The sequence below is a fragment of the Streptomyces sp. TSRI0281 genome, assembly GCF_001905125.1.
Taxonomy (GTDB): Bacteria; Actinomycetota; Actinomycetes; order Streptomycetales; family Streptomycetaceae; genus Streptomyces.
Map to the genome: position 1 here is coordinate 242,333 of NZ_LWLE01000037.1, position 19,309 is coordinate 261,641.

General features: G+C 70.6%; 14 protein-coding genes and 3 pseudogenes. 9 read left to right on the forward strand and 8 right to left on the reverse strand.

The genetic code is table 11. The annotated features are described in order from the left end of the window. Complete coding sequence (locus A6A29_RS40060; RefSeq protein WP_073728579.1) at positions 1-786, reverse strand: DUF4389 domain-containing protein; 786 nt, start codon at positions 784-786, stop codon at positions 1-3. 241 nt (positions 787-1,027) lie between these two features. Here A6A29_RS40060 and A6A29_RS40065 point away from each other — a divergent pair, with 241 nt between their 5' ends. From A6A29_RS40065 to A6A29_RS40080, 4 genes and pseudogenes are all read left to right on the forward strand, one after another. Then, entirely contained in the window at positions 1,028-1,507 is a 480-nt protein-coding gene (locus A6A29_RS40065) for a MarR family winged helix-turn-helix transcriptional regulator (protein ID WP_073728581.1), read from the forward strand. A 169-nt stretch (positions 1,508-1,676) separates the two neighbouring features. Beyond that, the gene (locus tag A6A29_RS40070) at positions 1,677-3,233 is read left to right on the forward strand and encodes a DHA2 family efflux MFS transporter permease subunit (RefSeq protein WP_241838842.1); all 1,557 of its coding nucleotides are present in this window, start codon (positions 1,677-1,679) and stop codon (positions 3,231-3,233) included. Between the two features lie 396 nt (positions 3,234-3,629). Further along, a pseudogene (locus tag A6A29_RS40075) lies at positions 3,630-5,122 on the forward strand (cellulase family glycosylhydrolase). Positions 5,123-5,137: 15 nt separating this feature from the next. Beyond that, positions 5,138-6,871: a glycoside hydrolase family 6 protein gene (locus A6A29_RS40080; protein ID WP_274535859.1), complete on the forward strand. Its 1,734-nt coding sequence runs from the start codon at positions 5,138-5,140 to the stop codon at positions 6,869-6,871. Here A6A29_RS40080 and A6A29_RS40085 read toward each other — a convergent pair. Next, positions 6,843-7,688 (reverse strand): VanZ family protein, encoded by an 846-nt coding sequence (locus A6A29_RS40085; RefSeq protein WP_073728582.1) that lies wholly within the window; start codon positions 7,686-7,688, stop codon positions 6,843-6,845. The two genes, A6A29_RS40080 and A6A29_RS40085, sit on opposite strands and share 29 nt — an antisense overlap. A gap of 75 nt (positions 7,689-7,763) precedes the next feature. Between A6A29_RS40085 and A6A29_RS40090 the strand changes: the two genes are divergently transcribed. Further along, the gene (locus tag A6A29_RS40090; protein ID WP_073728583.1) at positions 7,764-8,264 is read left to right on the forward strand and encodes a tetratricopeptide repeat protein; all 501 of its coding nucleotides are present in this window, start codon (positions 7,764-7,766) and stop codon (positions 8,262-8,264) included. Positions 8,265-8,517: 253 nt separating this feature from the next. Here the strand turns inward: A6A29_RS40090 and A6A29_RS40095 are convergent, their stop codons facing one another. Together A6A29_RS40095 and rpmG are read right to left on the reverse strand one after the other, a co-directional pair. Then, positions 8,518-8,778 (reverse strand): type B 50S ribosomal protein L31, encoded by a 261-nt coding sequence (locus A6A29_RS40095; RefSeq protein ID WP_073728584.1) that lies wholly within the window; start codon positions 8,776-8,778, stop codon positions 8,518-8,520. 63 nt (positions 8,779-8,841) lie between these two features. Continuing rightward, positions 8,842-9,006: a 50S ribosomal protein L33 gene (gene rpmG, locus A6A29_RS40100; protein ID WP_073728585.1), complete on the reverse strand. Its 165-nt coding sequence runs from the start codon at positions 9,004-9,006 to the stop codon at positions 8,842-8,844. Between the two features lie 423 nt (positions 9,007-9,429). On the opposite strand from rpmG, the gene A6A29_RS40105 reads away from it, so the two are divergent. Continuing rightward, complete coding sequence (locus A6A29_RS40105; protein ID WP_073728586.1) at positions 9,430-10,881, forward strand: PP2C family protein-serine/threonine phosphatase; 1,452 nt, start codon at positions 9,430-9,432, stop codon at positions 10,879-10,881. Between the two features lie 119 nt (positions 10,882-11,000). Here A6A29_RS40105 and A6A29_RS40110 read toward each other — a convergent pair whose 3' ends face one another. Continuing rightward, entirely contained in the window at positions 11,001-12,494 is a 1,494-nt protein-coding gene (locus A6A29_RS40110) for a DNA-binding protein NsdB (protein WP_073728587.1), read from the reverse strand. 231 nt (positions 12,495-12,725) lie between these two features. Between A6A29_RS40110 and A6A29_RS40115 the strand changes: the two genes are divergently transcribed. Continuing rightward, positions 12,726-13,862 (forward strand): aminoglycoside phosphotransferase family protein, encoded by a 1,137-nt coding sequence (locus A6A29_RS40115; protein WP_073728588.1) that lies wholly within the window; start codon positions 12,726-12,728, stop codon positions 13,860-13,862. Between the two features lie 187 nt (positions 13,863-14,049). Here A6A29_RS40115 and A6A29_RS40120 read toward each other — a convergent pair. Both A6A29_RS40120 and A6A29_RS40125 read right to left on the reverse strand, forming a co-directional pair. Beyond that, positions 14,050-14,843: pseudogene (locus tag A6A29_RS40120) on the reverse strand (substrate-binding domain-containing protein); the annotation flags it as partial. Further along, a pseudogene (locus A6A29_RS40125) lies at positions 14,840-15,851 on the reverse strand (ABC transporter permease). The pseudogenes A6A29_RS40120 and A6A29_RS40125, both read right to left, overlap by 4 nt. A gap of 116 nt (positions 15,852-15,967) precedes the next feature. Between A6A29_RS40125 and A6A29_RS40130 the strand changes: the two are divergent. Both A6A29_RS40130 and A6A29_RS40135 read left to right on the forward strand, forming a co-directional pair. Further along, positions 15,968-16,570: an ROK family protein gene (locus A6A29_RS40130; RefSeq protein WP_241838843.1), complete on the forward strand. Its 603-nt coding sequence runs from the start codon at positions 15,968-15,970 to the stop codon at positions 16,568-16,570. Between the two features lie 501 nt (positions 16,571-17,071). Next, positions 17,072-17,764 (forward strand): transglycosylase SLT domain-containing protein, encoded by a 693-nt coding sequence (locus tag A6A29_RS40135; RefSeq protein ID WP_073728589.1) that lies wholly within the window; start codon positions 17,072-17,074, stop codon positions 17,762-17,764. Positions 17,765-17,885: 121 nt separating this feature from the next. Here A6A29_RS40135 and A6A29_RS40140 read toward each other — a convergent pair whose 3' ends face one another. Continuing rightward, positions 17,886-19,217, reverse strand: coding sequence for an N-acetylmuramoyl-L-alanine amidase (locus A6A29_RS40140; protein ID WP_073728590.1), 1,332 nt, complete (start codon positions 19,215-19,217; stop codon positions 17,886-17,888). Positions 19,218-19,309: the final 92 nt, after the last annotated feature.

The window sequence follows — 19,309 nt, forward strand, 5'->3', positions numbered from 1 at the left end:
CTATTGGCCGCTCATCCTGTGGTCATCGCCGTCGTCCGACCATGTGGTGGTCGAAGAGCCGATACCGCCCAGGAGGCCCAGCACCAGGAAGAGCACCACCAGGGCCTTGCCCGCTCCGCCCATCACCAGCGGCCGGGTGCCGGAACGCGTCCGGGCGGGCAGTACGGAGAGGTCGTCGTCACCGAAGAGGCCCTTGGGATAGGCCGGGGTGAGCATCATGGCGTAGGCGTAGAACCGTGTCTGATAGCGCAGGGTGGCCGCCGTCGCCTCGAACAGCGGCCGCGGCATCCGGCCCAGGATCAGGGTGATCAGCCACCAGAGGAACCCCAGGACGAACCAGCCGGTCACCGCCAGACTCTGCACGATCGCCGCCGGAATCATCAGGAACAGCCGGAACAGCACGGCGAGCCGATTGAGGTCGGTGGCCCGGACCTCGATCCGCACCGGGTAGTCCGGCGGCGGCGTCAGCGCGAACGGCGGGTATCGGTCGACCAGCAGCATCTCGCTCGCGGAGACCCGCACGTGGTAGCCGAGGTATCCGGAGAGGAAGCGGAAGACCGGCTGGGGCAGCCGCCCCAGCACCAGGGCGGCGAACCAGCCCACGATCACGGTGACCACGGCGGCGATGTAGAGGAAGAACAGCACGATGAACTGCGGGATGAGCAGGAGCAGACGCAGCAGCACCGTGAGACGGCGCTGCCGGGACGGTTCGACGATGTCGACGACGGGCTGGAATTCGTCCGCGTCCCCCGCGACGCGGCCCGGGCTCCACTGACCGTCGGCCATCGCACTCCTCCTCGGCAGGTGATCCGTACGGCATCGGCGCGTACGACGTGACCCCACGCTGGGTCCGCACGAACCGGCCCGCAATCGGCCACGGGCCGAACGGGTGCCCGCCGGACGGCTCATGAGGGAGACGACCGCGTCCGCGGATCCGGCCCGCGACCACCGGCCGGATCGACGCCGTACGACCGTCGCGAATTTAGCTATGTTGACATACCTATCACTTCATACCTAAGGTGCTTCCATGCTTCCCGACAGCTCCGGCCCGTCCCCCCGCACCCCCGCCGAGATCGCCGCGACGCTCACGGCCGTGCTTCCGGTGCTGTTGCGGGCGGCGGACCGCCGGGTCGAACGGGAATACGGCCACCCCAAGCCGTCGGAGGGCCAACTCGCCCTGTTGCGCCTGGTGACGGAACAGGACGGCATCACCGTCCGGCAGGCGGCCGAGACCCTTCTCATGAAACCGAACAACGTCAGCGCGATGGTGTCCCAGCTGAGCGGCGAAGGCCTCGTGGAACGCAGGCAGGATCCCGCCGACCGGCGGGTGGCCCATCTGCACAGCACCGAGCGGGCGCGCGCACACAGCACTGCCGTGGACGCGCTGTTCGGCACCTATGTCGCGGAAGGGCTCCGGTCCCTGGGCGACGACGAGGTCGCCTCCATCGCCCGCGCCCTGCCCGCCCTCTCCGCGCTCGCGCGACAGGTCCGCTCGGACGCGAGCTGACACCTGCCGGCCTGCCGCCCCTACCACCCTCCCCTTCACTTCCCCCGCCCCGGCGCCCGAGGCGGGGGCGTCTCATTCCGGTTCAGTCGAAAGGCACTTCCGCATGTCCTCCCCCTCCGCGGGCGATCTCGTCATGCCCGCGCACACTCCCCCGACGGCCGGGACCCCGATGCGGGAAACGCCCCGGGGCCCGGCCGGACGCAGGTCCAACCCGTGGCTCACGCTCACCGCCGTGGCCTTCGGTCTGTTCATGGTGGGCCTCGACGGCAGCGTCGTCTCCATCGCCAACCCGGCGATCGGCCGGGACCTCGGAGCCGGCACGTCCCAGCTCCAGTGGGTGACCAACTCCTATCTCCTGGCACTCGCCGCGGCCCTGATCCTCGGCGGCAAACTCGGTGACCGCTTCGGGCGCCGCACGTACTTCCTGGTCGGGGTCGCCGGATTCACCCTGGCCTCGGTCGCGATCGGTCTGGCCGGGTCCATCGAGGGCGTCATCACCTTCCGCGCCGTGCAGGGCTTCTTCGGCGCGCTGCTGATGCCCAACACCCTGGGTCTGCTGCGCGCCGTGTTCCCGCCGAGGAAATTCGGGATGGCCGTCGGTATCTGGGCGATGGTCTCGTCCGTCTCCACCGCGCTCGGCCCCATCGTCGGCGGTCTCCTCGTCGAGCACGCCAGCTGGGAGACGGTCTTCTACATCAACGCGCCCATCGGCGCGATCGCGCTCGCGTACGGTGCGTTCGTGCTCCCGCAGAGCAAGAACTCCACCGGACATCACCGCTTCGACATCGCCGGCGTCGTCCTGCTGGCCCTCGGCCTGCTCGTGGTCGTCTTCGGCGTCGTCAAGGGCGAGACCTGGGGGTGGACCTCCGGCCGGACCACGGGCACGCTGGCCGCCGGGCTCCTCGTCCTCGTCGTCTTCGGATGGTTCGAGACGCGCACCGAGCACCCGCTGCTGCCGATGCGGCTGTTCCGCAACCGCTCGCTGACCATCGGCACGATCATCACCGCGGTGAACTTCTTCGTGCTGCTCGGCGCGATCTTCTTCATCATGCTGTACCTGCAGAACGTGCGGGGCTACAGCCCCGTCGAGGCCGGCGTCCGTACGCTGCCGCTGAGTCTCGCCTCCGTGGTCGCCTCCCCGCTGGGCGCGGCGCTCACCGAGAGGTTCGGCGCACGGCTGTCGATGACGCTGGGCATGCTGTTCCAGGCCGGCGCCTCGTTCGGACTGCTGGGCCTGGGCACCGCTTCGCCGTACGCGGCGATGTGGCCGTCCTTCATCGCCCTCGGCCTCGGTGTGGGCATGGTCATGGCCGCCTCGTCCGACGCGATCGTCGGGAGCGCGCCGGTCCGGCACGCCGGGGTGGCGGGCGGGCTGCAGGCCACGTCCCTCCAGGTCGGCGGGGCGCTGGGCACCTCCGTACTCATCTCCCTGATCAGCAGCCGGGTGGGCTCCACCCTGACGGGCGAGCTGACCTCCGCGGGGGTTCCGGCGCCCGTGGCACAGGGCCTGGGCGAGGCCCGGGACGCGGTGGCGATGGGGGTGTCACCCGTTTCCGAGGGGATGCCGGACCGGCTGAGGGCCGCGGTGACCGAGGGCAGCGGGCAGGCGTTCATGAACGGGGTGCACACCGCCGTGACCGTGACCGGGGTGCTGTGCCTGCTCGGAGCGGCCCTCGCCGCCTTCGGACTGCACCGCGCCCGGGGTGCGCCCCCCGGCCACGCGTAGGGACCGCGTCGGCGGTCCGCGCCGAGGGAGGTCCGGTCACCGGTCCGCGATGCCGTCCGCCGACGGGGTTTCGCTCCGGTTGTGCCGGATCTCCCCGGCACCCATGGTCTTCGTGCGCTTCCCGATGGCATACGCGGGTTCCTCCTCGCGGTTCGGCGACAGGACGGGCGTGCGGGGTCGAGCACAAGCCTTGAACCAGTGGGAGCGCTCCCAGCATGGAGACGGAGAAAAGGGGAGTCAAGAGAGTTGAAGAGTCGAATAAATTCGATAGCGACAGCTCAGAACGCGTGTGTTGACCGACACCTCATGACGCTCTAACGTCATGCCACACCAGTGGGAGCGGTTCCATCAGTCGATGTGTCGTAGGGGACACATCCGAACTGCAAGGAGTCGCTCATGCGACATCCCCCGCGCTTACCGCACGTACGGCACCTGTTCCGGCTGCTCCTCGGAGCAGTGCTCACCGCGGCCGGCATCGTCGTCGGACCCGTGGTCCCCGCTTCCGGATCCGCCCCTGTCTGCGCGGTGGAGTACACAGCCGCCAACCAGTGGGACGGCGGTTTCCAGGGAGCGGTGACACTCACCAACCTGGGTCCCTCCGTGGGCAGTTGGGATCTGGAGTTCGCTCTGCCCGGCAACGGGACGGTGACCGGGGGCTGGAATGCCCGGTGGTCGCAGTCGGGCAGAGTGGTCACCGCGTCGAACGAGACGTGGAACGCCACGCTCGCCACCGGGGCGAGCGTCACCGCGGGATTCCTGGTCTCGGGGTCCGGAGCCGGCTCCCCTCCCGCCACGTTCACGCTCAACGGCACCCTCTGCACCACGGATCCCGGCCCGGACCCGACCGACCCCACCGATCCCCCCGACCCCACCGCCGGGCCGCCCGTACTGAAGGTGTCCGGCAACAAGCTCGTCGACGAGTCCGGCGCCACCCGGCGCATGCTCGGCGTCAACCGCTCCGGCGGAGAGTTCATGTGCGTACAGGGCCATGGCATCTTCGACGGCCCGGTCGACGACGCCTCGGTAAGGGCGATCGCCGACTGGAAGGCCAATACCGTCCGTATCCCCCTGAACGAGGAGTGCTGGCTGGGCCTGGACAACATCGACCCGCGGTACGCGGGCACCCACTACATCAATGCCGTGAAGGACCTCGTCCAACGGGTCCAGGACCACGGCATGACCCCCATGGTCGAACTGCACTGGTCCTGGGGCCAGTACACGGGCAACTCGGCGGGCTGCTCCGATGTGCACGCGAGCTGCCAGAAGCCGATGCCGGACGCGCGGTACACCCCGGACTTCTGGTCCTCGGTCGCCTCGACGTTCAAGGACGACCCGACCGTGGTGTTCGACCTGTTCAACGAGCCGTATCCGGACCGCGCCATGCCCACCCTCGACCAGGCATGGACCTGCTGGCGGGACGGTGGCACCTGCCCGGGCATCGGGTACGAGGTCGCGGGCATGCAGGATCTGGTCGACGCGGTACGGGCGACCGGCGCCGGGAACCTGATCCTGGCCGGCGGACTCGCGTACTCCAACGACCTCGGCCAGTGGATCCGGCACCGGCCCCTGGACCCGGCGGGCAATCTCGCCGCCGCCTGGCACCTCTACAACTTCGATGTCTGCGCGAACGAGGACTGCTGGAACTCCACGCTCGCGCCGGTCGCCGCCGAAGTCCCCCTCGTCGCAGGCGAGATCGGCGAGAACACCTGCTCCCACAACTTCGCCGACCGGGTCATGCGGTGGTTCGACGACCGCGGACTCTCCTCTCTCGGATGGACCTGGAACACCTGGGACTGCTCCTCGGGCCCGTCCTTGATCAGCGACTACGAAGGAACCCCCACCCGTACGGAATCGGGCTGCGTGATCATCTGCGCGCCCTCGACAGCTGAGGAAACGGAATTCGTATGAGCCGCACGAGCCGCACCACCTTGCGCCGATCACGTACGTCACTCCTCGCCGCGGCGGCACTCGTCGCCGCGGCAGCGGGCACCGCCGCCGCCTCCGATCCCCACGGGGCCTCCGCCGCGGCGGCCGGGTGCACCGTCGACTACACGATCCAGAACCAGTGGAACGGCGGGTTCACCAGCGCCGTCAGCGTCACCAACAACGGCGCGGCGCTCTCCGGCTGGCAGTTGGAGTGGACGTTCGCCGGTGGCGAGCAGGTCACCCAGGGCTGGAACGCGGCCGTCTCGCAGAGCGGCACGGCCGTCACCGCGAAGAACGTCTCGTACAACGGCGCCCTCGCCTCAGGCGCCTCGGCCTCCTTCGGCTTCAACGCGACGGCCGGCGGAAACAGCACCGTCCCCGCGACGTTCAAGCTGAACGGCGTGACGTGCAACGGCGACCCCACGGGCCCGGTCGACCCCACCGATCCCACCGGGCCCGGTGACCGCGTCGACAACCCGTACGCCGGCGCGCAGGTCTATGTGAACCCGGAGTGGGCGGCGAAGGCGTCCGCCGAGCCCGGCGGCTCCCGGATCGCCGACGAGCCCACGGGGGTCTGGCTCGACCGCATCGCCGCGATCGAGGGCGTCAACGGCGGAATGGGGCTGCGCGACCACCTGGACGAGGCGCTGGCCCAGAAGGGCAACGGCGAACTCGTCGTCCAGCTCGTCATCTATAACCTGCCCGGCCGGGACTGCGCGGCGCTCGCCTCCAACGGCGAGCTCGGGCCGAACGACCTGGGACGGTACAGGACGGAGTACATCGACCCGATAGCGGCGATCCTGGGCGACGCGAAGTACGCGGGGCTGCGCATCGTCACCACGGTCGAGATCGACTCGCTGCCGAACCTGGTCACCAACACCGGCAGCCGCCCGACCGCCACCCCGGCCTGCGACACGATGAAGGCCAACGGGAACTACGCGAAGGGCGTCGGCTACGCCCTGAACAAGCTCGGCGACGTGTCCAACGTCTACAACTACATCGACGCCGGACACCACGGCTGGATCGGCTGGGACGACAACTTCGCCGCGTCCGCCGACACCTTCAAGCAGGCGGCCACCGCCGAGGGCGCCACGGTCGGCGACGTACACGGCTTCATCACCAACACGGCCAACTACAGCGCGCTCAAGGAGGAGCACTTCGCCATCGGCGACTCCGTCAACGGAACGTCCGTACGCCAGTCGAAGTGGGTCGACTGGAACCGCTACACCGACGAGCTGTCCTTCGCCCAGGCCTTCCGCACCCGACTCGTCTCCATCGGCTTCGACACGCATATCGGCATGCTGATCGACACCTCCCGCAACGGCTGGGGCGGCACGGCCCGGCCGACCGGACCCGGCGCGACCACCAGCGTGGACACGTACGTCGACGGCGGCCGCTACGACCGGCGTATCCACCTCGGCAACTGGTGCAACCAGTCCGGAGCCGGCCTCGGTGAGCGGCCGCAGGCGGCGCCCGAGGCGGGGGTCGACGCGTACGTCTGGATGAAGCCGCCGGGTGAGTCCGACGGCTCCAGCAAGGAGATCCCGAACGGGGAGGGCAAGGGATTCGACCGGATGTGTGACCCGACGTACCCGGGCAACGTCCGCAACGGCAACAACATGTCGGGCGCGCTGCCGGACGCCCCGCTCTCCGGGCAGTGGTTCTCCGCCCAGTTCCAGGAGCTCATGAAGAACGCCCACCCGGCGCTCTAGTGCGACGTCCGGTGCCGGGCGCTTCCCCGCCCGGCACCGGTCGGCGCCCGCAGAGCCGGGCGATCAGCTCACGCCCGCGCCGGGCCCGCGCCGCCGCACCGGCGCGGGCCTTCGCGCCCCTGGACCCCGCCGCCCCCGCCTTCCCCTTGGCCTGCACCCCGGCATTCCCCTTGGCCTGAGTCCGCGCCTTCCCTTTGGCCTGGCTCCCCGCCTTCGCCTTGACCTGGCTCCCCGCCTTCCCGTTGGTCCGCGTCCGTGCCTTCCCGTTGGCCTGTGTCCGCTTCTCCCGACCCTTGCTGTCCGTCCGCTCCGTCCGCGCCTCTCCCTCGCCCGCCGCGAACACGTGGTAGCGGTGGCTGAGCCGGCGCCCGAGCAGGAGGTAGCCCAGCAGCGCACCCGCCGTATTGAGGATCACGTCGTCGATGTCGAAGGCCCGTCCGGCGACCAGCGCGCCCTGCACCAGTTCGACGGCGATCACGACCAGGACGGTCAGGAAGGTCATACGGATCATCCGGAGCCGGCGCGGCACGACGATCGGCAGCAGCACACCGAAGGGCACGCCCAGCAGCAGGTTTCCGCCCGCCTGCTTGCAGGCGGCGAGGAACGTGTAGTCCTCGGCGTACTGCCGCAGCGACCTCCCGGGCCGCAGATTCGAGGTGACGAGATCCTCGGACGCGGGCGACGGTGTCAGCGTCACCTTCGCCAGGAGGACGGAGAAGGCCACCAGTCCCAGGAAGGCGACCACCAGCACGGTCGCACGCAGCAGGACCCGCCACCCTCCCGCTGGGCGTGCACCACGATTCGTCTCTGGAGTCATGGCGGACGGGTGCCCCCGGCATCCGGGGACACACCTGGGGCGAAGTGGCGGGATTCCGCCTGCGACGATGACCGTATGAACTCACGTGACAGGGACGCCCTGCTGGCCGAGGCCGTACGACTGCGCGCCGACGGCCGCCCCGAGGAGGCCAGGGAACGCCTCCTCGCCCTCACGGCGGAATTCCCGGACGACGCCGAGGTCGCGTACCAGACCGCCTGGGTCCACGATGTGCTCGGCCTGGAGGCCGAGGCGGTGCCGTACTACGAGCGGTGCCTGCGGGACACGGCACTTGCCGCCGAGGACCGCCGCGGCGCGCTTCTCGGCCTCGGCAGCACCTACCGCGTGCTGGGCAGATACGGCCAGGCGGTCGAAACGCTCCGGCGGGGCGTGGCGGAGTTCCCCGACGACGGTGCGCTGAGGACCTTCCTCTCCATGGCCCTGTTCAACACCGATGAGCACCACGAGGCGATGCGCATTCTGCTGGAGCTGCTCGCCTCGACCAGCGACGACCGCTCCGTGCAGCGCTACCGGCGCGCCATCGAGCACTACGCGAAGGATCTCCACGAGACCGTGTGACCGCATGGAGAAGCCCCGGCCGGATCGGGGGAATCCGGCCGGGGCGGCCTGTGCGTGGGAGTGAAGGGCGGTCGCCTCTCGGCGGAGGGCTCCATGGGGCTTCAGCCGAACGATCTTCCCCATGGGCTACAGGTGAGGCCCGGGGACACTGTCCCCCTCACACCCACTGATAGATGAACGATAAACCATCCGGACGTGTTCCCGGGAATCCGGACCCTGCGTGTGATCCAGGGCACGGCACTCCCGGCTCGCGTCAGTTTCCGGCCGTCGCGGCGTTTCCGTAGCGGCGGCGGAACCGCTCGACGCGACCCGCCGTGTCCAGCACCTGGCCTGCGCCGGTGTAGAACGGGTGGCTCGCGGACGAGGTCTCCACGTCGATGACGGGATAGGTGTTGCCGTCCTCCCACTCCACCCGCTGCTCGGCGTCAGCGGTCGAACGGGTCAGGAAGGCCACTCCGGCAGCGCGGTCGCGGAAGACCACGGGGCGGGAGACGGGGTGGATACGGGACTTCATGGATGCGTTCCTTCCTCACCGCGGGCGCGGTGGCGGGTGTACGGGCGCGTGCTTCCCCGACGGTCAGCGGACCTCGCGGAAGAGGACGTGCTTCCTCGCGACCGGGTCGAACTTGCGCAGTTCCAGTCGGTCCGGGTTGTTGCGGCGGTTCTTGCGCGTCACATAGCTCAGGCCTGTTCCGGCCGTCGAACGGAGTGTGACGACGGGCCTGACCTCACTGCGTGCCATGGGCGCCTCCCGGCGTGTGCGTCGACCCCGCCCCCGTATCGGGAATGGGTGTCGTTTTCGTTCTGGTGTCGTAACGCGGGAGGGTCCGCCCGCATTCCCGCGCACCGCTCCCGCGCCTCAGGCATCCCGTCCGCCTCACCCGTCCCGCCGACGGCATATGCCCCGACCCCCCTCGCGCACACCGCGCGGGAACCTCGCACGCGGGCGCGCACAGCGGCCGCGCACGCCGGGCGACTTGCGTCAACATCCCTGCAAAGGCAAGGGTGTTCGGCGAGCCATCGCCCCACACAGCCCATGGCATATGCCGGATGCAACAACGTATCGAGTGTTGCCAAATCCCTTACGGGCTGCCGCAGCCTGTGCCACAGTCGTCTTCGGCCCACCCCTCAGAACTGGCCGCGCCGCGCCTGTATCGGAGTAGAGATGCCCTCCCATCTGTTCGCGGAGCGCCCCGCACCACAGCCGCCCGAGCACGATGCCGTCGACGCGTTGATCCACCGGACCCGTCGGCTGCGCGGAGACGTGGACGCCGTGCGGCGGGACGCCGTGATCGTCGACGAGGACGACCCGCAGCTGCGCTGGCGGCGCGCCCTGTGCGAACTCGCGGTCCAGCATCTCGACGATCTCGACGCCCACCTGGGACAGCTGCGGGCGGGGGTGCCCACGCAGAGCACCGGGGACGCCGCACCGGCCTCCGGCTCCGCCGCCGCGTCCGGCCGGTACGCCTTACCCGAAACGCCGCCCGGTTCACTGCTGAGCAGGGTCGGCAGCGCCGAATGGAACCTCCTGACCGACGAGGTCAGCTGGTCCGACGAGCTGTACCGCATCTTCGGCAGGCCGCCCGGGACGGGACCGCTGTCGCTGGACGAACTGCCCTCCGTCCTTCTCCCCGAGGACCAGCCGTCGCTGACCTCGATGGTGACGGACTGCCTCGTCGACGGACGGCCGATAGACGGGGAGTTCCGTATCCTGCGGCCGGACGGCCGGATGCGGACCCTGCACATGATGGGTGAGCCCGTCCTCGACGCGGAAGGCTGCACCGCCTCCATGTGGGCGGTCCTGCGTGACGTCAGCGAGCTGCGCCGCAGTGAGCGGACGGTCGGCCGGAACCGTGATTCGGTGCGCCGCCAGGACCACATCGTCCGGACCGAGCACCGGCTGGCCCTCGAACTCCGGGAGGCGGTGCTGCCTCCGTGGCGCGGATCGTTACGGCTCCCCCGGCAGGGCCCCGGCGCGATGGACATCGCGGCCCACCATCTGCCGTCGGAGTCGAGCGATCTCATCGGCGGCGACTGGTACGACGCCATGGAGCTGCCGGACGGCAGGACACTGCTCACCGTCGGCGATCTGACCGGCCACGGCATCCCGGCCACCTCGGCCATGGCGATGATGCTCGGCGCCCTGCGCGGCATGGCGGTGGCCGGCATCGGACCCGGTCCCCTGATGGGCCATCTCAACCAGCTGCTCGAATCGTCGATGCAGCCCGCACTGGGCAGTGCGCTGTGCTGTCGCTTCGACCCCGCGACCGGCGTTCTCTCGTGGGCGCAGGCAGGACACCCCGCCCCGCTGCTCTTCCGCAACGGAACGGGGCGCCCCCTGCCCCCGCCGGACGGGGTTCTGCTCGGTGCGGCGTCCGGGGTCGCCTACGAGCAGGAGGACGTGCCGCTGCTGCCCGGCGATGTGCTGGTCCTGCACACCGACGGGCTGACGCGGCGCGGCGACCGGGGTGCGGGCCCGGAAGCGCTGCTCGATCTCGCACCGAGGTTCGCCCACGCCCGCACGGCACAGGACTGCGTACGGACCGTCGTCGAGGGGTTCGGCGGGACCGAGCGTCCGGACGACGCGTGTGTGCTGATCGCCCGCATCGGGGCATGACGGAGCGCACGACGATGTGACGCCCGCCGGTGCGGGGAATCGGTGAGTGGACGCCGGACGGATGGACACGGGGCGGTTGTACGGAGGACGGGGGCGCCGCTGCCCGGCAGCGCCTCGGATCAGATCTGGGTACCCCTGACCTTCTTCGCCGCCCTCTGCGGCAGCACGAGCTCGATCTCCTCGCGCAGGTCCTGAATCCTGGCGGAACCCGCGAACCGGCCGGTCAGCCGGTACATCTCGCGGAGCCTGTCCCAGGTGCGGTGCGAGGAGGTCTCCCCCATCGACACGAGGGCGAGCCGTGCGTACCGGTCGGCCTGCTCCGGGTCATCGGCGATGAAGCAGGCAGAGGCGAGCGAGATGTAGTCGAAGAGCTTGGACCGCTGGCGACCGTCTCCCCGCAGGTCCAGGGCCTCCTTCGCATGGCGCTGGGCCGTGGTCGCGGCCGCCGGGTCGTGCTCGGCCAACGTGCGGAACGCGAGCGCCTGCATGCCGTGCATATCCGCCTCGTCGAACATCTGCATCCAACTCGGCGGCGGCACATCGCCCTTGTCCGAGACGAAGAGTTCCTCGGCCTCGCCCAGGGTGCGCCGCATGGCCTGTCCGCGCCCCAGGGCCGCCTGCGCCCATGCCTCGATGGTCTGCAGCATCGCCTGGGTGCGGGGCAGTGTCTCGTCGCCGGAGCCCGACTTGGCGAGCTTCATCAGGTCCAGCGCCTCGTCGGGGCGGCCCAGATGCACCATCTGGCGGGCCGCCCGGGAGAGTGCTTCACCGGCGCGTGGCCGGTCGCCGCCCTCGCGGGCCGCGTGCGCGGCGATGACGAAGTACTTCTGGGCCGTGGGTTCGAGACCGACGTCGTGGGACATCCAGCCCGCGAGTACGGCGAGGTTGGCGGCGACGCCCCACAGTCGCCGCTGCAGATGGTCGGGGTGGCGGTAGGCGAGCATCCCGCCCACCTCGTTGAGTTGGCCCACGACCGCCTTGCGCTGGAGTCCGCCGCCCCGGGCGGCGTCCCAGGCGCGGAACACCTCGACCGAGTGCTCCAGTGCCTCGATCTCCTGGGACCCGACCGGAGCGGCCTCGTACCGGTCGAGACCGGCGGGGTCGGCGTGCAGGGGATCGTCGAGACGTGGAGCGTCGGCCGCCAGAGCGGGATCGCTGTGCAGCCAGTCGTGCATGGCGCCGGTGATGGCTGATCCGGCGGCGAGCGCGGCGCCCGCCCCCACCAAGCCGCGTCGGTTGAGCATGAGGTCCATTCCCGTGAATTCGGTGAGGACCGCTGCCGTCCGTTCGGGCGCCCACGGCAATCCGTCGGGATTCTGTTCCGTCCCGGAGTCACGCCGTTTCCCCACACGCCCGCGTCGGCCGAACCCGAGGTCCTCGATGGTCACGACACGGCCGAGCCGCTCGGTGAACAGGGCTGCCAGCACTTCGGGCACGGGATCACGGGGGGATTCCCCCATGTCGATCCAGCGCCTGACCCGCGAGGTATCGGTCGCCAGCTGGGGGTGGCCCATGGCCGCCGCCTGCCGGTTCACCATTCTCGCGAGTTCGCCCTTGGACCAGCCGGCCAGGCCGAACAGGTCAGAAAGGCGGGTGTTGGGTTCTCCGGTCACGTCAAGCCCCCAGGTTCTCGGCTGACTTGACACTAACCCCCTGTCAGATGCCGGTCGACTATTCGCCAGGGTTCGCCAGGGCACGCCAGATGGTCTGCCACCCGTGGCGCGGTGTCAGGTAGGAAAGCGCCACCCCGCCCGGCAGCCCTAGGTACTCCCCAGGGTGCCGATCGGCCGCCGGCCGGGGCGGCGCACGTAATCTGTCGGCGCGCGAAGGGATCTGTCTCGCCCATGTACACAGCATCGTCCTCCGTGTCCGCCCCGCCCCGGCCGCTCCGTCCCATGGGGCCGGGCAGCGGTCCGTATCTCGCCCCGCACCCCGGCGCACCGGTGCCGGTGCTGGGCCGGCCGCGGCGGGCGGGGGGGCCGGTCGCCGGGCCCCTCAGCGGGAGGATCGACCTGTCCGGGCCACAGGGCGCGCAGGTAAGGATGGCCATCGTCTCGGTGCAGCGCATCTGCCCGGAGTTCAACCCGGTCCAGGTGATGCGCCGCAGCGGCCGGTCCGTCCTGATCGTCGGCACCACCGGCCGCGCGACCGCCGTGGCCAAGTGCTTACTGGACCACTCCCCGGCCTGGACGGAACGGTTCCGGCACGAAATAGCGGCATACCGCGCGTTCGTCCGGCACCGCCCACCGGTTCGGGTGCCCCGGCTGATCGCGGCGGACCCGGAGAACTGCACGCTGGTCATCGAGCGGATGCCGGGGCGGGTCGCGGCTCTGACGCGGCATCCGTCCGAGGCTCCGCCCCGGGCCGATGTGCGGGCCGCGCTCGGTGCGATCAGCCGGGTCAACGCCTGGCGGCCGCCCGCCGGGCTGTTCGACGCGCCGCTGGACTACGCCTCGCGGATCGCCCGCTATCACGAGCTGGGTCTGTTCACCGACCGTGATCTGGGTGATCTGCAGAAGCTGCTGCACGGTCTGGCGGTTGCGGGCGGGCGGCAGGGCATGGGGCAGTTCTGCCACGGCGACGCGCTGCTCTCCAACATCCTCCTGTCGCCCACCGGCCCGGTGCTGGTCGACTGGGAGCACGCGGGCTGGTATCTGCCGGGCTACGACCTGGCGACGCTGTGGGCCGTACTCGGTGACGCGCCGGTGGCACGGCGGCAGATCAGCCAGCTGGCGCAGGCCGCGGGCCCCGCGGCACGCGACGCGTTCCTGGTGAATCTGATGCTCGTACTGACACGGGAGATCCGTCAGTACGAGACGGCGGTGCAGCGCACCATGCGCGAGACGGCACCGGCAGCCTCCGCCCAGGACCGGCCGGGTCCGCATTTCTCGGGCGAGGAGCAGCGGCTGCTGCTGCGCAGGCTGCACGACGACTGCGCCATGGCGCGGCGGGCTGTGCGCGCCGCGGTCGGCACACGGTGAACAGGACGAGGTAGAAGGGCGGGCCACGGCACGGTGGCCCGTGTCAGGGGACCGCGGCGACGGGGAAGCGCGCTGTGGGACCGGTGCCGACACACCGGTCCCACAGCGCGCTGTTCGTTGTCCGGACGGGTCCGGGGCCGGTCGGGGCCGGTCGGGGCCGAGGAGTCGGTCGGTCGGGGGTCAGCCGGTCGCCGTCGGTGAACTTCACGTCCACGACGTCGAGTCCGCTCCTGTCGAAGGCGAGCTTCGCCGCCGACCAGCGGGTCTCCAGCACGTCGACGCCCGGCGAGATCCGCAGGGCCAGGATCCTGCCCTTCGGCTTGACCTTCTCCACCAGGAAGTCGGCGGCGGCCGCCCCGTATCCGTAGCCGCCGATGGGGTTGATGAAGGTGACCGCGCAGTCCGTCTCCACGCCGCGGTCGAAGACGATGACGGGCAGCTTCGCGCAGGCCTGCTTCACGGCGGGGGTGAGGGTGGCGGTGGTGTTCGGGGAGACGATCAGCCGTCGCAGCCCCGGCCGGGGAGTTCCTGGATGTCGGAGATCTGTTTGTCGTCCTTGCCCTGGGCGTCCAGGACGGTGAAGTCGGTGATCTCCTTGTGGAGTGCGACCTCGGCCCGCATGTTCTTCAGCCCGACCTGCCGCCAGGGGTTGAACACCCCCGCTTCGGAGAAGCACAGGTACAGGCCGCCGGAGCCCTTCTTCCGGTACCGCGCGGTGTCGACGAGCTCCGGCCGGAGCATCTGCTCCCAGGGCCGGTCCGCCGGGCCCTCGGCCGTCTCCTTGCCGAGAGCGAGCTGCCGGTCGTACTCGGCCCGGTCGAAGAACGCCGACTGCTCGCCGGTGCCGGAGCCCTCGGTGGGGCTGCTCGATCCGGCGGCCGGCGTGCCGGGGGGCACATCGCTCGTACAGCCGGCGAGGAGGGCGGCACCGAGGACCGCGGTGACGCAGAGGCGGGCGTGCCGGGTCGGTCGCGTACTCATGTGGATGTCCCTCCCGGGGATGGGGTACGGCGGCGGCGCGGCCGGGACCGGTCGGCCGCGCCGAGTCCGACGGCGGCGATGACGATGACGCCTTGCGCGGCCGATTCCAGGGCGCCGGATACGCCCTGGAGGTTGAGCAGGGCGAACAACGGCCTGGAGGGAGAACGCCCCGGCCATCGCCCCGACGACGGAGCCCCGGCCGCCGCCGAGCACGACCCCGCCGAGGACGACGGCGGTGATCGCCTCGAACTCGTAGCCCCGGCCCGCCTGCGCGGAGACTCCGGAGAACCCGCCGACGAGTACGGCGGCGAGGGCTGCCGCGACGCCGGAGAGGACGAAGGCGATGGTGCGGACGCGGGCGACCCGTACGCCGGAGAGCGCGGCGGTCCGTTCACTGTCCCCGGTGGCGAGCGGGGTGCGGCCGAAGTCGGAACGCATGAGTGCCACCGCGAGCGCTCCTGCTGCGAGGCAGGCGAGCACGGCCCAGGGCAGCCATCCGAACGCGGTTCCCCCGCCGAGCTGCCGGAACGCGGTGGGCAGAACGCCCTGCGGGGAGCCGCCCGTCCAGAAGAAGACGGCCCCTTCGAGGATCAGCATCATGCCGAGCGTGGTGATGAAGGAGGGCACCCTGAGCAGGGTGGTGATCAGTCCGCTGACGAGTCCGGTCAGCGCCCCGGCGAGCAGCAGGACGGCGGTGACCAGGGACCAGGGTGCGGCGGGGAAGGCGGCGTACAGTTCGGCGACGACGACCACCCCGGCGGTGACGACCGCTCCGACGGACAGGCCGAACTCGCCGCAGACGATGACCAGATACTGGCCTGCGGCAAGGATGACGAGAGGGGCCGCGCGCTTGACGAAGGCGAGGAAGCGGTCCGGTTCGTAGAACCCGGGGTCGGTGAGGGCGAGGGCCACCAGGAGTACGGCGAGCAGCAGATGGACGGAGGTGCCGGTGCCGAGGGCGCGCAGGACGCGGCGGCCGGTGGGCGGGGTCTTGACTGCGGTGGTCATGCGGTCCTCCCCTGCGGGGTGCGGCGGCGCCGGGCGTACAGGGCGACGGCCGCGATGATGACGACGCCTCGGACGACGTTCTTGAAGAACGGCTCGTCGACAACGACGTGAACGTGATGGCGCTGGCCGAGCAGCGGCGGGCGTTCCCCGACTGCCGCTATCTGCTGTACATCAAGGTCGGTACGGGTATCGGCTGCGGGATGGTCTCCGACGGCCTGCTGCACCGGGGGGCGCGGGGCTGTGCGGGCGACATCGGCCATATCCGGGTCGCGGAGCTGGATGACCCCTGCCGGTGCGGCAACTCGGGCTGCCTGGAGGCCGTCGCGGGCGGTGCGTCACTGGCGGCGAAGCTGACCGGTCTCGGGCTGGAGGCCGCTTCGGGCAGCGATGTGGTGCGGCTGGTGAAGTCCGGCAACCGTGACGCGGTACGGATGGTGCGCGAGGCGGGCCGGGCGGTGGGCGAGGTACTGGCCGGACTGGTGAACTTCTTCAACCCGGACACGGTGGTGCTGGGCGGTGCGCTGGCCGCCGTGCACGACCAGCTGCTCGCGGGGGTGCGCGAGGCGGTGTACCGGCGCTCGCACCCGCCGGCCACGCATGTCCTGCGGATCGAGCCCAGCCGGACGGGCGAGAACGCGGCGGCGGTCGGGGCGGGGATCCTGGCGATCGAGCACGCGCTGTCGGTGGAGCAGGTGGACCGGGAGGTCGCGGGGCGCTGACGGGCCTCGGCTTCCGAGCCCGGCAGGCGCGCCTTCCGGATCCGCCCGACGCGGCTTCCTCCCGCTCTTTCACGGCCCTCGCGCGGCCGTACGGCACCTCTCGTTCAGCCGAACTCCCGCGGTAATCCCCCCCTCCCGTCACACCTTCCACGCTCGGTGAACGCCCGATGACCGAGCGGCACGCAGGCGCGCCCTTCCGGGCCCCGCCAGGTGAAGCCCGCCACAGGACCTCGGTCACATACGACGGTCGATAGTAGGCGCATCCCTCTCGTTTTCCGGCGCAATAGGCTGCCAAATGGGGTATTCCGCGCTATCTCACGATGAAGGTTAGTAAAGGGGGTCATTGCCTCCCGGTACTCAGCCCGTTAACCATGGATCCCGGCAAGCACCGAGAACGAGCCTGCGACCCACGCCATCCGGCGAACGAGGTCGGGCCATCGGTTCCTGCACCCCGCGCCGCCGAAGGCCGCCACGCCCGTCCCCCACCGGAAGAGCTCCCGCATGCCTCGCCTCAGCACCCTCCGCAACACCGTCCGCATCAACCGATCGCAGAAGATCACCGCCGCCGTGCTCGTCGCGGCCGGTTCCGTCACCGCGCTCGCCGCCACCGGTGAGTCGAGCGATGCGCAGCCCGCGGCAGCGCACGCGCCCATCGCCGTCAAGGCGGCCGGGGCCACCGGAATCCCCGGCGCCGACACCCGGCTGAACAAGGACGCGATGCTCAAGGACGCGGTGGCCAAGGACGCGGCCGCGAGGAAGGCCGCGGCCGCGAAGTCGGAGGCCGCGAAGGCCGCCGTCCTGAAGGCTCACAAGTCCGAGCAGAGCGCCAACCGCTCCACCGACCGCAAGGCCGCCGCCGCGCCCAAGCAGTACAAGAACAACCTGGACGGCTGGATACGCGAGTCGCTCGACATCATGAAGTCGAAGGGCATCCCCGGCACCTACGAGGGGCTGCACCGCAACATCATGCGCGAGTCCAGCGGCAACCCGCACGCGGTCAACGACTGGGACATCAACGCCCGCAACGGCGTGCCCTCCAAGGGGCTCCTCCAGGTGATCCAGCCCACCTTCGACACGTACCACGTCAACGGTACGCCGAAGAAGCTCACCGACCCCGTCGCCAACATCACCGCCGCGGCCAACTACGCCGCGGACCGCTACGGCTCGATCGACAACGTCGACTCCGCCTACTGAGCACCGTCCGGCGCGCGGCAGGCGGGGGCCACCCCGCCCCGCCGCGCCACGGACCTCCCGCGGCGGGCTCCCCCGCCGCGGACCTCGCCGCCGCGCACCGGACTCGCGTCGCCGCCGTGCGTCACCGCACGCGGACCACCTCCACGTCCGAGGCCCGCACGAAGCCGATCCGGTGTCCGATCTGGACCGTCACATACTTCTGACCGCCCGCGAAGTACGTGTGGTCGTAGGGCTTCGAGGAGTCGATCGTCGGCGCGTAGAAGTACCCCGTGGGCGCCTCTCCGCCGCCCGGGAACGCCTGGCCCCTCTTGATCGTGTAGACCAGCGGACTGCCGACGACCGGCGCCGTGTGGCCGGCCGGATATTCGGACTTCTCCGGGTACGCCACCCCGTACACCGGCACCTCCGCCTTGCCGTCCTTCGGCTTCACGACGTGGCCGGCCGTCGGCGTGATGACCCGCGCGCGGTCCGGGGTCTGCAGCCATGCCTTCTTGCCGTACCACCAGATCGCGGTCCAGCCCGGGGCCCGGTCCGCGACGACCGCCTGCTGGGTGGCGCTGATCTTGCTGCCCCAGTCGGCGGCGCAGTTGGTGCCCGGCGAGCCGTCGGGGTGCAGGCCCGGATCGGCGAAGAGCGGGGAGCCGGTGGAGGGCCCGGTGTACAGGGGGACGGCGCTGCTCCCCTGGCGCGGCAGGTCGACGCCCTTCTCGCAGTCGCGGAACGCCTGCTTGTTCCGCTTGAAGTCCGCGCTGACCGTGACGAGTTCGGCGCCTCTGGGAGCGGTCGGCGCGGTGGGCCCGCCGAGCAGCGCCATGAAGCGGTTCCAGTCCCAGTACGGGCCCGGGTCCCAGTGCATGTTCTTGGTCCCGGAGGCGCTGGTGGGCGGGACGCCGTCGTGGCCGATGATGTGCTGACGGTCCAGCGGGATGCCGTACCGCGCGGCGAGGTGGCGGACGAGTTTCGCCGTCGCGCGGTACATCTCGGGCGTGTACCACTTGGCGCCCTCGGCGGCGAAGCCCTCCTGCTCGATGCCGATGGAGTGGGTGTTGAGGTACCAGTTGCCGGCCTGCCAGGCGACATCCTTGTTCTTGACCATCTGCGTGACATGGCCGTCGGACGAGCGCACCACATAGTGGGCGGAGGTCTTGTTCAGCGGGTTCTGGAAGATCTTCAGAGTGGTGTCGAAGTCCACTTCGGTGTCATGGAGGACGATGAACTTGATCTTGTTGCTGTGCGGCCGGTCGGCGGTGTCGTAATTGCCGTACGTCTCCTTGTCGGCCGGGTCCCCGGTCTGCTGGTAGGCCGCCGGGACCCAGTCGCAGGCGAGAGAGCGCGGACACTCGGGCCGCACCCCGTCCGCCCCGGCCTGCGCCACGGGGGCGAGCAGGGCAGCGCTCAGCGCACCGGCCGCGGTCAGGGCGAGCCCGAGTCTGGTCCTCCGCTTGGACGTCATGACAACCCTTCCTGGAGCTGGTCGTACAGGAGCCGTTCCTTGGGCGATCTCCGCGTTCCTCGTTATGGGCGCACACTCTGTGACGTGAGGTG